Raw genomic sequence first — 14,089 nt, forward strand, 5'->3', positions numbered from 1 at the left:
CGCCCGCACCACCGGCGCCTACCGCACCGTCAGGGCGGCCCGCACCTTCCCGACCACCGCGCTCTCCGCCTCGCCCACACGCCCGTCCGCCGACGCGACCTCGGTGCAGATCGCCAGCACGGCCGCCGGGAACGTCTCCGCCTCCTCCGGCGCCTTCACCGCCAGGATGTCGACCGAGCGCCGCAACGCGTCGAGCACACCGGCCTCCACGTCGGCCGTCGAACCCTCGGGTAGCTCGGGACGCGCCGCACCGAGCACCTGCCGCAGCCGCGGCGAGAACGTCGCCAGCGCCCGGATGCCCGCGTGGCTCTCCTCGTCCAACGCGCCGGGCTCGGCCGTGGACACCAGCACCATCGCGCCGAAGACGGCCGTGCGCAGGGTCCGGCTCTCCTCGTCCGTGTAGACAGTCACGTGATCACTCTAAATGCCGAAGATGCCGCGGGTTAGCGTGACGCCATGACGCTGGACGACGTGATCGAGCACTGCCTCACCAAGCCCGGAGCCGAGGAGACCTACCCGTTCGGCGACGGCGAGCTGTGCTGCAAGGTCGGTGGCAAGATCTTCGCGTTCATCGGCCTGGACGGCGGCAGCGTCGGCGTGAAGTCGGGTGCCACCGCCGAGGAGGCCGCGCAGTGGCGCGAGCGGTACCCGGACGACATCACGGTCAGCGCCTACATCGGCCGCTACGGGTGGAACCGGGTCCGGCTCGACGGAGCCGTGCCCGCCGACGAGCTGCTCGACCTGCTCGACCTCTCCTACGACTCCATCGTGGCCAAGCTGCCCAGGTCGAAGCGCCCGACGCCGTCCTAGCCGGAAAGGACGAACGGCGCACCGGGAGGAAACCCGGTGCGCCGCTCTCACCCACGAAACGTCAGCTGGTGATGTCCTTGCGGGCGAACTTCCGCGCCGCCAGCAGCGTGAAGAACGCCCCGTACGCCAGCGCCGAGAACGTGCCCTTCGCCATCTGCGACCAGTCGACGTCCGACGACAGCAGGTCCGCCCACGCCAACGCGTAGTGCGTCGGCAGGTAGTCCCGCAGGCCTTCCAACGCGGTGATCTGGTCCAGGATCTGCGACACGATCGACGCCACCACCGCGCCGCCCACCGCGCCGAGCGGCGCGTCCGTGGACACCGACAGGTACAGCGCCAGCCCGGCCACCCAGAACAGGTGGATCGAGATGTAGACCACGGCCAGCGCCACGCCGTAGACCCCGGCGCCGAAGGACGCGGCCTCACCGGTCGGCGACACCGCCTCCCCGGCCCCGTACCAGATCACGCCCACGACCAGCGCCACCGCCGGCAGCAGCGCCAGCGCGAACACCGACATCAACCCGGACGCCAACGCCTTGCGGCGCAGCAGCCGGTGCCGGGGGATCGGCGCGGCCAGCAGGTACTTCAACGACGACCACGACGCCTCGCTCGCGATCGTGTCGCCGAAGAACAGCGCCACGATCATCGGCAGCAGGAAGCTGCCGCTCACGAACAGCGTCAGGATCACGAAGTTCACGCCGCTGGCCGTGGCCAGGTCGACGAACCCGCCGGCCCGCCGGTTCGGCGACGCCTGCCCCAGCTCGAAGGCCACCACCAGGATGAACGGCAGCAGCACCAGGAAACCCAGCACCAACTGCGTCCGCCTGCGGCGCAGCTGCCGCACCAACTCCACCCGCACGGGCAACGTCCGCCCGGCCCGGTACCCGACCTTCGACCCGTCCGGGGCGACCGACGAGTGCTCGGCCTCCGCGGCGTCGGTCAGATCGGAGATCGCCGCCGGATCGGTGTGCACACCGTTCTCGCTCATCACTCGCCCACCAACTCGAGGAACGCGTCTTCCAACCGGCGGCGCGGACCGGCCTGGTCCACCGCCACGCCCGCTGCCACGAGCGCTTGCAACGCCGACGCACGCGGTGTGCCGTTGAGGCTCGCGTGGACCTGCTCGCCGTCCACGTGCACGTCGTGCACGCCGGACATGCCGCGCAGCACGGTGGCCGCCTCGTCGGGCTGGTCGACCCGGAAGCTCGCCTCGCCGCTGCCCGTCGCGATCTCGTCGACCAGACCGGCCGCGACCAGTGAACCCTTGTGCATCACGACCACGTGGGTGCACGTCTGCTCGACCTCGGCGAGCAGGTGGGACGACACCAGCACGGTCCGCCCGGCCGCCGCGTAGCGGCGCAGCACCTCGCGCATCTGGTGGATCTGGGGCGGGTCGAGCCCGTTGGTCGGCTCGTCCAGCACCAGCAGGTCCGGCAGGCCGAGCATCGCCTGTGCGATCGCCAACCGCTGCCGCATGCCCTGGCTGTAGGTCCGCACCCGTCGGTGCACGGCGTTGCCCAGACCCGCGATCTCCAGGGCCTCCTCGACGTGCGCCTGCTCCAGCGGACGGCCGGTCGCCGCCCAGTACAGCCTCAGGTTCTCCGCGCCGGACAGGTGCGGCAGGAAGCCGGAGCCCTCGACGAACGACCCGATCCGCGACAGCACGGGCGCGCCGGGGCTCACCCGGTGCCCGAACACCCTGATCCCGCCCTCGGTGGGTCGGATCAGGCCCATCAACATGCGCAACGTGGTGGTCTTGCCGGCGCCGTTGGGCCCGAGCAGGCCCAGCACCTGGCCGTGCTCCACCCGGAACGACAGGTCCTTCACCGCGGTCAACCCGCCGGGGTAGGACTTGGTCAGACCTTCGATCACCAGCGGCACCGACTCCAACGAGGGGTCGACGTCCGCGGTCAGCCTGCGGCGGAACCACGCGACGACGGCCGTGATGAGGCAGACGATCAGTACGATCGCGATGCCCCACAGCGCGGCGGTCGGCACCTCGCTGGTCGCGTTCGCGCCAGGCACCACCGGCACCGACAGCGCGGGCGAGGCCAGCGAGATCCGGTACGCGGCGGGCTCGGCGGCGTTCGAGTACGCCATGTCGGTGGTGGACACGACCAGCTGGAGCCGGTGGTCGGCCTCGACCGGCCGGACCGCGCCGGGCAGCGTCACGGTGACCTCGACCGGCGTGCCGTCGGCGGGCAGGTTCGCCACCCGCACCGGCGCGACCGCCGAGCCGGGCAGCGTCCGCACGCCGCTCGCGTCCGCGTCGTACAGCTTCACGAACAGCACCGCGCCCTCGGCGGGCACCGGCTGTCCCGGCACGGCGGACACGCGCAGCCGCACGGTCGACGCGCCGGTCAGCAGGGTCTGCGCGGTCTGCGGCTCGCTCTGGAACACCGCCGCCTGACCGGGCAGGTCGATCGACAGCCGCGACGACAGCGAACTGGACCGCGACACCACCGACCCGAGCCCGGGCAGGCTGGACACCGCCGCCGGGTTGCCGCCCGCCGGGTTCACCACGACCTGCTCGCGGCCGGTCAGCGGCACGTCCTTGCGCTCGGTGGTGGACGAGACGTTCAGGCCCGGGTAGCTCGGTGCGACGACGTTGCGCAACGACGGCGCACCGCTGCTGCGGAACGCGCCGACCACCGTGTACTCGAAGCTCGTGCCCGGGTCGGCGCCCTCGCCCTCCAGGTGGAACGCCATCCAGTCGGCGATCTGGCCGCGCAGCTCGGGGCCGGGCGAGCCGCCGTCGTGGCCGCCCGCGTACCAGACGACCTTGACCTTGGCGCCGTTCGCGGCGATCTGGCGGGCGTTGGCGTCGGCCTGGTCGAGGCCGAACAGGGTGTCCTGCTCGCCCTGCACCAGCAGCGTCGGCTGGGTGATCTTGTCCGTGACCGAGGACGGCGACGCGCGGCGGAGCACCTCCAACGTCTGCGGCCCGGCCTTGCCGGTGGTCGCGACCTCGGTGTAGGCGGCGCACACGTCGGCCTGGAACCGGCCGCACGCGCCGTTGAGCGGCCCGGCGGGCCGGGGGTCGCCCTGCTGCTGCGGCGCGGTGATCGCCGCGGCGGCGCTGTCGACGGCCTGGCCGTCGTCGTCGTCCTGACCGGGCTCGCTGGCCTCCTGGCCGGGGTTGGTGGCGTCCGCGCCGGACAGGCCGGCGGAGAAGAAGATGCCCGCCCACGAGCGCTTGAACACGCCGTCGTCGGCGAACGCGCCGGCCGCCGGGGTGGTGTCCCGCACGTCGTCGGCGCGCGCCGAGTTGGGCAGCAGCGCCTGGGCCAGGTCGTTGTAGGTGATGACCGGGGCGATGGTGTCCACCCGCGGGTCGACGCCCGCGAGCGACAGCGCCAGCGCGCCGCCGTAGGAGCCGCCGGTCACACCGACCTTCGGGTCTCCGCCGCCATCGGTCACCACCTCCTCGCGGGTGGCCAGCCAGTCGAGCAGCTTCTGCGCGTCGCGCACCTCGTGGTCGAGCGAGTTCAGCGCGATCTGGCCGGTGCTGCGGCCGAAGCCGCGCGCCGAGTAGGCCAGCACGACGAATCCCCGCTGGGCCAGCTCGGTGGCCTGGGAGGCGACGGCGTCCTTGCTGCCGCCGAAGCCGTGGGGCAGCAGGACGGCGGGCGCCGGAGTGCGTTCGGGCAGGTAAAGGGTGGTGTCGATCTGCACGGTGCGGTCGCTGTCCGGACTTTCCGGCACGTCGATCACCGCGTCGCGGGTGCTCACCGGGACTGGGTCGTCCCCCTGGCGCGTGAAGACCACGATGGCGCCCACGAGGGCGACCAACACGACTAGCGCGGGGAGCGACCACCTGCCGCGGAGGCGGTTGAGGGAGGCCACGGAGTTGACCATAGGCGTGATTACCTGAGAACGGGCTGTCAGCGCGGCGTCGCGCTCTCAGCGGAACCGGCCGGTCGCGGGCCCCGTCGCGGGCCCGGTCGGGTGCCCCTGATCACCTCCGCTGGCGCGAACCCGCATTCATGCGTGAGACTGTGGGATGCGTGGAGGGGAGTACTCCCTCGCGGCGGTGTCGTCAGCACGGAGCCTGGCGTGAGGTTCCCGGTGCCGCCGGTCGGTCGTTCCAAGCCGGCGGAGGAGACCTCCGGTCATTGGCGTGCGCGCGATGCACCGGAGGTTTACTAGATGTCTGTCCCTGTGTGGCTGTGGTTCGCCACGATCGCCGGCCTGCTGGTCCTGCTGGCCATCGACCTCTTCATCGTCGACCGCAAACCGCATGAGGTCACCATCGGTGAAGCGGCCCGGTGGGTGACCTTCTACGTGGGTGTGGCGATCCTGTTCGGGCTCGGCATCTGGTTGTGGTCGGGCGGTGTCTACGCGGGTGAGTTCTTCGCGGGGTACATCACCGAGTACTCGCTGAGCGTCGACAACCTGTTCATCTTCTTGATCATCATGACCACCTTCAAGGTGCCCGCGATCCACCAGCACAAGGTGCTGCTGATCGGCATCCTGATGGCGCTGGTCATGCGCGGCATCTTCATCGCCGTCGGCGCGGCGGTCATCGCGCAGTTCAGCTGGGTCTTCTACCTCTTCGGCGCGTTCCTCATCTACACCGGCTACAAGCTGGCGCGGACGGACCACAACGAGGAGGAAGAGGAGTACAAGGAGAACATCGCGCTGCGGGTGGTCCGCAAGGTCTACCCGGTGACCGACAGCTACCAGGGCTCGAAGTCGTTCGTGAAGATCGCCGGCAGGCGGTTCGTCACGCCGATGTTCATCGTCATCGTCGCGATCGGCACCACGGACCTGCTGTTCGCGCTGGACTCCATCCCGGCGATCTTCGGCCTGACCAAGGAGCCGTTCCTGGTCTTCACCGCCAACGCGTTCGCCCTGATGGGTCTGCGGCAGCTGTACTTCCTGCTCGGCGGCCTGCTGAACAAGCTGGTGTACCTGTCGATCGGCCTGTCGGTGATCCTGGGCTTCATCGGCGTGAAGCTGATCCTGGAGGCGCTGCACACCAACTCGCTGCCGTTCCTCAACGACGGTGAGCCGCTGCACGTGCCGACCATCGGCATCGAGGTCTCGCTGTCGGTGATCATCGGCGTGCTGGCCATCACCACGATCGCCAGCCTGATCAAGGTGCGGCGCCACCCCGAGTCGGTCAAGCCGGTGCCCGCTCCGCCCGCTCCCAGTGACCATCTGTGAGCGTCAAAATCTCGTAAGCCTTGCTAATAATCGTTGGGGTAACGTGCTGAAGCGTGCGCCCCGATGACTTGCAGTCGTTGACCCAGCCCGGCTCCGTGACGGTGCGTGGGGACCTCGTCCTGGTGAACGTCGCCACCCCCGACGTCGCCGCGAACGCCTACCGGGGCGGGCTGCACCGCGTCGCCCTGGACGGCGGCGGGACGAGGCGTTGGACGTGGGCGGAACGCGACCTGGCACCCCGGATCTCCCCGGACGGCCGCTGGGTCGCGTTCCTGCGCGTCACCGAACGCGGCAAGCCGCCGCAGCTGCACGTGATGCCCGCCGACGGCGGCGAGGCCCGCGCGCTCACCGACCTGGCGCTCGGCGCGGGCGTGCCGGTGTGGGCGCCGGACTCGCGGCGGATCGCGTTCACCTCGCGGGTTCCCGAAGCCGGTCGCTACGGCGCGCCGCTCGTCGAGGGCGGGGAAGCCCCGACGCCGGACGCCGAGGCACCGCGGCACATCACCCGGCTCGACTACCGGCTGGACGACGTCGGCTTCACCGCCGACCGGCACGCGCGGCTGTTCACCGCGGACGTGCTGGACCCCGACGCCGAGCCGGTGGAGCTGACCGACGGCACGTTCTCCGCCGCGGAGCCCGCCTGGACCGCCGACGGCGAGTCGGTGCTGTTCGTGGCCGAACGAGACCTCGGCGCGGTCGAGGTGTTCGCCAACGACGTGTACTCCGTGCCCGCGTCCGGCGGCGCGCCCGAGCTGGTCGTGCGCACCCCCGGCTGGGCCTCGAACCCGGTCGCGCTGGCCGACGGCGGCGTGCTGTTCTACTCGCCCGAGCAGGCGCCGCACACGGCCGCCATCGCGCGCAACACGAGCCTGTGGCGGTTCGACGGCGAGCGGCTGGCCCGGCTCACCGACATGGAGACGGTGGACTGCGAGAAGGCCGCGGGCACGCCGGTGGTGACCGACGCGGGCGTGCTCGTGGCGGTCCGGAACCGGGGCGCGGTCGAGCTGCGCCGGGTGCCGCTGGACGCCGACCACGCCGTGCTGTCGGACCTGGAGCTGCTCGCGGGCGACCGGGCCGAGGTGAAGTCGTTCGCCGCCGACGGCGACCGGATCGTGGCCGTGGTGTCGACGGCGGACAACACCGGCGAGGTCGAGCTGGTCGGCGGCGGCACGCTGACCGACTTCGGCTCGACCGTGCCGCTGCGGCCGTCGGTGGAGCTGACGGGCACGGCGCCGGACGGCTACCCGGTGCACGGCTGGGTGGTGCTGCCCGAGGGCGAGGGGCCGCACCCCGTGCTGCTGGCCGTGCACGGCGGCCCGTTCATGTACCACACCTGGGGTTTCTTCGACGAGGCGCAGGTCTACGCCGCCGCCGGTTACGCGGTCGTGCTGCCCAACCCCCGCGGGTCCGCGGGCTACGGCCAGGCGCACGGCCAGGCCGTGATCGGCGGCTTCGGCACGGTCGACGTGGACGACATCCTGGCCGTGCTCGACGTCGCGCTGGAGCGCCCGGACCTCGACGCCGACCGCGTCGGCGTGATGGGTGGCTCCTACGGCGGCTTCATGACCTCGTGGTTGGCCGCGCACCACGGCGAGCGGTTCCGCGCCGGGTGGAGCGAGCGCGCGGTCAACGCCTGGGACTCGTTCGCCGGGTCGTCGGACATCGGCTGGTTCTTCACCGACGCCTACTGCGGCCCCGGCCTGGAGGCGCAGCGCGCGATGAGCCCGCTGACCTACGCCGAGAAGATCTCCATGCCGTTCATGGTGGTGCACTCCGAGCACGACTGGCGCTGCCCCCTCGAACAGGCGCAGCGGATGTTCGTCGCCCTGCGCCGCAACGGCGTCGAGGCCGAGATGCTGGTGTTCCCCGGCGAGGGCCACGAGCTGACCCGCTCGGGCAAGCCGCGCCACCGCGCGCAGCGGTTCGACGCGGTCCTCGACTGGTGGGCCCGCCACTTGGGCTGAACCGGTCGCGATCGGCAGACCGCACCCCCGCGCGAGCGGCACACTGGTCGCTCGCGGAGGAGGTGTCACGAGATGGCGATCCCCTCGGGTTGGCCCACCGGCACGTACCTGGAGACGGTGTCCGCCGCCGGTCGTGAGGCGTTGTTGCGGCTCGGCGCGCCGAAGGTGTTCCGGCGCGGCGAGCCGCTGGTGCGCGAGGCCGAGCGGTCCGACCACGTGGTCGTGCTCCTCCAGGGGCTGGTCAAGGCGACCGTGACGCTGGAGAACGGTCGGGTCGCGCTGCTCAACGTCAAGGTCGGCGGCGACCTGGTCGGCGAGATGGCGTTCCTGACCGGCAAACCGCGCTCGGCGACCGTGACCGCATGCGTCGACACCCGCACGAGGGTGGTCACCGCGGCGCAGTTCACCGACTTCCTCACCCGGTTCCCGGCCGCCCACTTCGACCTGGACCGGATGATCCTGCGCACGCTAGAGTGGGGCGAGCAGCGGCGCACGGACTTCACCGGCTACCCGGCGACCGTGCGGCTGGCCCGCGTCCTGGCGTACCTCACCGACGCCTACGGCAACCAGGGCGACGACGGCATCGCGCTGAAGCTCAACCTCACCCAGGCCGAGATCGGGTCGCTCGTCGGCGTGGAGGAGGACACCGCGCGCCGGGAGTTCCGCACGTTGCGCGACCGCGGGGTCATCACCATGGGGTACCGGGCCACCACGATCGTCGACCGCGACGTGTTGCGGACGATCGCCGAACTCTGACACCGGGAAACCCGGTGATCGCCCTACTTCCGCGCGCGGACCGGCGGGATGCTCCTGGTGTGACGCTGGAAATGGTGACGCCCCTCCGCGGACTGGTCTACCGCCTCGTGGTGGCCGTGGACGTCGAGGGCTACAGCAAGCTCGACGCGCTGGACCAGTCCCTGGTCCAGTCGCGGTTGAGCGACGTGCTGGACGCGGCCGCCCGCAACGCCGGGCTGGACCGCGGCCTGTGGTACCGGCAGGTGCGCGGGGACGGCGAACTGGCCGTGCTGCCCACCGACGCCGACGCCGCGTGGGTGGTCGCCCACTTCACCGAGCAGCTCGCCGAGGCGTTGGCCCGCCTGCGCGCCGCGGGCACACCGCTGCGGATGCGCGTGGCCATGCACTGCGGTCCGCTCACCGCGGGCGCGTTCGGACTGGTCGGCGACGCCCCGATCGTGACCTGCCGGCTGCTCGACGCCAAGGCGGTCCGCGACGCGCTGGCCGCCGCCGAGGACGACCTGGTGCTGGTGATCTCGCAGCAGTTGCACGACGACGTCGTGCGCACCCGGTTCCACGACCTCGACCCGTCGCGCTTCCGGCCGACCCGGTTCCGGGTGAAGAGCCAGGTGTACTCGGGCTACCTGTGCCCCGGGCCGCCGCGGCGGGGCTGATGACGGGTTGACCCAATGGCTAGCGGCCGGCGCGGTGCTTGCGGCACGCTCTCAAGGATGCAGTGGACCGTGCGGGCCGGACGGCCCGACGACGCGCCCGAGATCGCCAGGATCAACGTGGACGCCTGGCAGCACTCGTACCGCGGGATAGTGGACGACCCGGTGCTGGACCGGATGCTGCCCGAGAGCAGGCTCCCGGCGTGGGCCCGCGTGCTGCGGCTGCCCGAACCCAGTCGGGTGTTCGTCGCGGTCGACGAGGGCACCGGCCGGATCGGCGCCTACTGCGCGGTCGACGCGGTCCGCGAGTCCAAGGACGCGCACCCGGACCTGCACACCGGCGAGCTGGTGGCGATCTACGCCGACCCCCGCTACCACGGTCAGGGCGCGGGGCACGAGGTGCACGAGGCCGGGCTGCGCCACCTCCTGGACCAGGGGTTCCGGTACGCGGTCCTGTGGGTGTTCCAGGACAACGCCCGCAGCCGGGGGTTCTACGAGTCGCACGGCTGGCGCCACGACGGGCTGGTGCACTGCTACGAGCTGGGCGACCAGGAGCTGCCCGAGGTCCGCTACGGCCGGTTCCTGCCCGCGCCGCGCCGGCGGGGTCAGCCGAGCAGGGTGTAGTTGAGCTCCTCGCACACCCGCGCCAGCGGCAGGTCCAGGCCGGGGTGCTCCAACGGCAGCAGCACGTCCGGCGAGGCGGGCAGGCCCGTGCCGCCCGGAGGGTCCCACAGGCACACCGCCGGGGCGCCGGAGTCCATCGACGAGCGGTACCACAGCCCGTCCAGCTCCGGGTAGGCCGCGCGGATCGCCCGCGCCCACTGCTGCGTGATCGCCTTGGGGCCGGAGCTGATCTCCTGCGACGCGCCCGCCCTGGTGGGCCACAGCCCGGTCAGGTCGAGCAGCCGCAGCGTCCGCCGCGGCCGCAGCACGACCAGGAACGGGCTGCGGGTCCGCCGGTCCACCACCGAGGTCGCCTGGAACACCTCGGCCACCGACGTCCGCACGGTCAGCCCGAAGTACAGCACCCCCTGGTCGTGGGCGTGCGTGGGCGAGCCGTCCGGGCCGGGCGGCTGGGTGTCGAAGCGCGCGTGCGCCAGCGGGCCGGTGTAGCGGAAGCTGTTCCACCGCTGCGGGTGCAGTCCCTTCGCGGCGAAGACGCGCACCAACCGGGTGGCCCGGTGCACCGCCACGACGTCCTCGGTGCGGCGCAGCGTCGCCTGGAGCACAGCGGGAGAGGGCGGCTGGGGGAGCCGTGACATTCGCGTCCAAGGTTCTCGACGAGGAGGGGCGGCGACCGGGTCAGACGGGCGTGCCCAGCTGCGCGGCCAGTGCCGCCACCCGGCGGGGTTCGCCACCGGCCAGCAACCACTCCCGCGGCGTCGTGGGCGCGCCGTCCACCACCAGGTCCTCCTGCGCGGTCGTCATGAACCCGGCCACCACGAGCGCGGGCTGGTCCGGTGGCACGGCGGCCAGCACGGCCTCCAGCCCCGGCAGCACGCCGGCACCCGCGAACTGCCAGGCGGGCAGCCGCCAGCTGCCCCGGTCCTTCCAGCCGACCAGGCGGCCGACGCCGAGCCGGTGCCTGATGCGGCTGGTGTCCACGCCCAGCTGTTGCGCGGCCTCGGCGACGGTCAGCGCCGAGTCGCGCAGCACGGCGTGCGCGACCACGGACCGCGCACGGCCCTGGTCGTCGACCACGCGGTGCGGGCTGAGGTCGAGGCCCACGTCGACCAGCGCGTCGCGCTGGTCCGGTGGGAAGTAGCTCGCCGGATCCGGGTGTGGTGGAGCGAGCTTCTTCGCCGCGTCGGCCACGAGCGACAGGAACTCGTCGGGGGTGACCTGCAGCCCTGCCTTGGCCAACACCGCCTCCAGCGCGGGACTCATGCGCACAGGGTATCCCGCGCGTGCGCTTCTGTGCGCATACGTAACCCGATCGTCGGAACCTGTCGACAGAGTGCGCACACCTAGCGACTCTACGTAAACATTCGAGGTGGGGCATGGTGACCTGGGACTCACCTGGCAGCCGGCTACGATGCGCCGGATGGAAGGCGGGGGTGGTCCGGTGGCGGTACCGGTGCGGGTGGACAAGCGGGTGGCGGCCGTCGCGGGCCTGTGGGCGGGCGCCGTGGTGACCGCGCTGGTCGTGGTGCTGAGCCGGTCCGGGGGTGACATCGGCCTGCTCGACCTGCGCGTGTACCGCACGGGCGGCGAGGCGTGGCTGGAAGGCTTCCGGCTGTACTCCGACGGGTTCCCGAAGCCCTTGGCCGGCCCGCCGTTCCCGTTCACCTACCCGCCGCTGGCCGCGGTGCTGTTCAGCCCGCTCGCGGTGGTGCCGTGGTCGGCGGCCGTGCTGATCTGGACCGGCGTCGGCCTCGCGCTGCTCACGGGTGTCTGCCTGGTGACCGCCGAGCACGCCTACGGCCGCACCCGGCGCGCGCTGTTCCTGGGTCTGGGCGTCGCCCTCGGGTCGCTGCTGCTCGAACCCGTCATCGCGACGCTCGACTTCGGCCAGATCAACCTCGTGCTGCTCGGCCTGGCCGCGCTGGACTGCCTGCTGCCCAAGACGCCGTGGCCCCGCGGCCTGCTGATCGGGCTCGCCGCCGCCATCAAGCTCACGCCGATGGTGTTCGTGCTGTTCTTCCTGCCGCGCAAGCGGATCAAGCCGGTCGTCACGGCGGTCGCGTCGTTCGTCGGGTTCAGCCTCGTCGGCTTCGCCGCCGCGCCGACCGACAGCAAGCAGTACTGGTTCGACGCCCTGCTCGACCCGGGCCGCGTCGGCGGCCTCGACTACGTGGCCAACCAGTCGCTGCGCGGCGTGGTCAACCGCTGGGGGCTCACCGGCACCGGCGAGTCCGCCCTGTGGGCGCTGCTGTGCCTGGCCACCGTCGCCCTGGTGTGGGTGGCCGTCGCCCGGGCGGGGGACGACGAGGTGGCCGCGCTGATGGCGGTCGCCGTCGGCGGGCTGCTCGTGTCGCCGGTGTCGTGGACGCACCACTGGGTGTGGGTGGTGCCCGGGATCGTCTACCTGCTGCACCGGTGCTGGCCGTGGGGCGCGGCCCTGGCGTTCCTCTTCTGGCTCGCACCCATGTGGTACATGCCGTACGAGAACAAGCTGGAGCAGACCTGGACGTGGTGGCAGCAGGTCATCGGCAACGCCTACGTCTGGGCGGGCCTGGCCGCCGTCGTCGTGCTGGCCCTGCGGCCCCGGGCAGGCCGTGATCGGCCGCCCGTGACCAGCGGCCCGTGACGAGCCGCCCGTGATCAGCCGCCCGTGATCAGCGCGACCGCGCGTTCGCGGGTCGGTTCGTCCACCTCGGCCAGCCGGAAACCGCGGGCCACGATGTGCTCGACCAGGTCCGGCTCCGGCGGGAGGCCGTGCTTGCGCAGGTAGTGCGGCACGGCGCCGGCCCAGATCCAGGCGCCGTCGGTGCGGAAGTTCAGCGGCACGTCCTGGTCGCTCGGCACGAACTCGTCCACGTCCAGGTTGCGCGCGGCCAGCACGACCGGCGCGCCCTCCAGGTAGGTCAGCAGCGCGTCGGCCAGCTGGGGGTCGATCACCTGCCGGTTGACCACCGGGTGACCCGCCTCGTCGCGGCCGTCGTAGACGAGCGCGGTGCGCAGGCCGCCGTCCGGTTGCGGGGTCTCGGGCTGTGCGGGCGGCTGCGGGGTTGCGGGCTGCGGGGTTGCGGGCTGCGGGGTTGCGGGCTGCGGGGTTGCGGGCTGCGGGGTTGCGGGCTGCGGGGTTGCGGGCTGCGCGGTCTCGGGCTCGGCGGGCGGTGGCAGGGGCGGCAGGCCCACGCGCTGCCGCAGCCACGGCGGGATCCGCTCGTCCTGGCGGGGGAACGTGCGCAGCTCGTCCTGGAAGCCGATCACCGGCGGTGCGTTGCGCCAGCGCGGCTCGTCCTCGGCGTTGAAGTCGACGGAGAACGCGGCCGGCGCCTCGATCTCGTACACCGCGCTCAGCCACGTGCCGCGCACCGGCTCGTACATCCCGGTCCGCAGCTGCCCGAACAGCTGCACGACGTCCATCGGCGGGCGCACCGGCCGCCACTGCCCGTCGGGGCCCGCGAACGCCAGGTCCACCTCGATGTGCCGACCCGCCGCCCGGTACTCGGCCCGGATCCGCTGCCACCCCGGTGGCAGGGCGGGGAGCATGGCGCGGCCGATCTGCTTGACGAGCTGGTTCTGCTCCTGCTCGGTCAGCGGTGTGGCTGGCTGGCTCATGCGTCGAACACCCCTTTTGGCTCCCCCCGAACACGGTGGGCTGATCTTAACGGCCACACCACGAGCGCGTGGTCCGGTTGGGGGAGACCACAGGCCGGGCCCTGGCGCCCGGACCCACGCGGGCCGACCGCCGTACCGGTGCCGTTCAGAGGCCGCGGGTGATGGCCGACTTCTTCTCCTCCAGCAGCGTGCCGTCCTCGTCCCAGCGCTGCAGGTGGATCAGCTCGCCGTACTTGTTGAACAGGGTGTACTCGGCGAGTCGGCCGTTGGCGTGCCACTGCCGCCACTCGCCCACCGCCGAACCGCGGTCGGACTGGCCCTCCAACCGCTTGGCGCCGTCCGCGTACCACTCGAACTGGGGACCGTGCTCCAGGCCGTCCTGGTAGCCGGTGATGCCCAGCGTGAGTCCCTGGCCGTCGGTGTCCACCACTTCTCCGGTGAACGGCAGGCCTTGGTGGAGGACGCGCGAGGCCGAATCCATCGTGGTTTCTTCGCTGTTGACCCGCATCGTCC

General features: G+C 72.1%; 14 protein-coding genes. 7 read left to right on the plus strand and 7 right to left on the minus strand.

All coding sequences use genetic code 11. The features are described from left to right. Positions 1–18: 18 nt before the first annotated feature. A complete protein-coding gene (locus AB0K14_RS31740; RefSeq protein ID WP_360457348.1) occupies positions 19–411 on the minus strand; it encodes a hypothetical protein in 393 nt (130 codons plus the stop codon). Between the two features lie 45 nt (positions 412–456). Between AB0K14_RS31740 and AB0K14_RS31745 the strand changes: the two genes are divergently transcribed. After that, positions 457–810, plus strand: coding sequence for an MmcQ/YjbR family DNA-binding protein (locus AB0K14_RS31745; protein ID WP_360457351.1), 354 nt, complete (start codon positions 457–459; stop codon positions 808–810). Between the two features lie 61 nt (positions 811–871). On the opposite strand, the gene AB0K14_RS31750 is transcribed toward AB0K14_RS31745, so the two are convergent. Beyond that, positions 872–1,798, minus strand: a complete 927-nt coding sequence (locus AB0K14_RS31750) for an ABC transporter permease subunit (protein WP_360457354.1) — start codon at positions 1,796–1,798, stop codon at positions 872–874. Beyond that, positions 1,798–4,668 (minus strand): alpha/beta fold hydrolase, encoded by a 2,871-nt coding sequence (locus AB0K14_RS31755; protein WP_360457357.1) that lies wholly within the window; start codon positions 4,666–4,668, stop codon positions 1,798–1,800. The genes AB0K14_RS31750 and AB0K14_RS31755 overlap by 1 nt, the downstream gene beginning before the upstream one ends. 291 nt (positions 4,669–4,959) lie before the next feature. On the opposite strand from AB0K14_RS31755, the gene AB0K14_RS31760 reads away from it, so the two are divergent. The 5 genes from AB0K14_RS31760 (at position 4,960) to AB0K14_RS31780 (ending at position 9,973) form a co-directional block, all read left to right on the plus strand. Beyond that, entirely contained in the window at positions 4,960–5,979 is a 1,020-nt protein-coding gene (locus AB0K14_RS31760; protein WP_360457360.1) for a TerC family protein, read from the plus strand. 53 nt (positions 5,980–6,032) lie between these two features. After that, positions 6,033–7,943, plus strand: a complete 1,911-nt coding sequence (locus AB0K14_RS31765; RefSeq protein ID WP_360457363.1) for a S9 family peptidase — start codon at positions 6,033–6,035, stop codon at positions 7,941–7,943. Between the two features lie 72 nt (positions 7,944–8,015). After that, the gene (locus AB0K14_RS31770) at positions 8,016–8,699 is read left to right on the plus strand and encodes a Crp/Fnr family transcriptional regulator (protein ID WP_360457366.1); all 684 of its coding nucleotides are present in this window, start codon (positions 8,016–8,018) and stop codon (positions 8,697–8,699) included. Positions 8,700–8,758: 59 nt separating this feature from the next. Next, complete coding sequence (locus AB0K14_RS31775) at positions 8,759–9,352, plus strand: hypothetical protein (RefSeq protein ID WP_360457369.1); 594 nt, start codon at positions 8,759–8,761, stop codon at positions 9,350–9,352. 57 nt (positions 9,353–9,409) lie between these two features. Then, positions 9,410–9,973, plus strand: a complete 564-nt coding sequence (locus AB0K14_RS31780) for a GNAT family N-acetyltransferase (RefSeq protein WP_360457372.1) — start codon at positions 9,410–9,412, stop codon at positions 9,971–9,973. Here AB0K14_RS31780 and AB0K14_RS31785 read toward each other — a convergent pair. Further along, on the minus strand, positions 9,955–10,611 hold the full coding sequence (locus AB0K14_RS31785; RefSeq protein ID WP_360457375.1) for an RES family NAD+ phosphorylase: 657 nt from the start codon (positions 10,609–10,611) through the stop codon (positions 9,955–9,957). The genes AB0K14_RS31780 and AB0K14_RS31785 overlap by 19 nt on opposite strands. 40 nt (positions 10,612–10,651) lie before the next feature. Then, on the minus strand, positions 10,652–11,236 hold the full coding sequence (locus tag AB0K14_RS31790) for a DNA-binding protein (RefSeq protein ID WP_360457378.1): 585 nt from the start codon (positions 11,234–11,236) through the stop codon (positions 10,652–10,654). Between the two features lie 157 nt (positions 11,237–11,393). On the opposite strand from AB0K14_RS31790, the gene AB0K14_RS31795 reads away from it, so the two are divergent. Beyond that, positions 11,394–12,599, plus strand: a complete 1,206-nt coding sequence (locus tag AB0K14_RS31795; RefSeq protein WP_360457381.1) for a glycosyltransferase 87 family protein — start codon at positions 11,394–11,396, stop codon at positions 12,597–12,599. Positions 12,600–12,613: 14 nt separating this feature from the next. Here AB0K14_RS31795 and AB0K14_RS31800 read toward each other — a convergent pair whose 3' ends face one another. Together AB0K14_RS31800 and AB0K14_RS31805 are read right to left on the minus strand one after the other, a co-directional pair. Next, positions 12,614–13,576, minus strand: a complete 963-nt coding sequence (locus AB0K14_RS31800) for a hypothetical protein (RefSeq protein ID WP_360457385.1) — start codon at positions 13,574–13,576, stop codon at positions 12,614–12,616. 145 nt (positions 13,577–13,721) lie between these two features. Further along, positions 13,722–14,084 carry a hypothetical protein gene (locus AB0K14_RS31805; protein WP_360457388.1) on the minus strand — a complete coding sequence of 121 codons (363 nt, stop codon included), beginning with the start codon at positions 14,082–14,084 and terminating at the stop codon, positions 13,722–13,724. Positions 14,085–14,089 lie beyond the last annotated feature (5 nt).

Source organism: Actinosynnema sp. NPDC050801 (genome assembly GCF_040673975.1).
Lineage (GTDB): Bacteria > Actinomycetota > Actinomycetes > Mycobacteriales > Pseudonocardiaceae > Actinosynnema.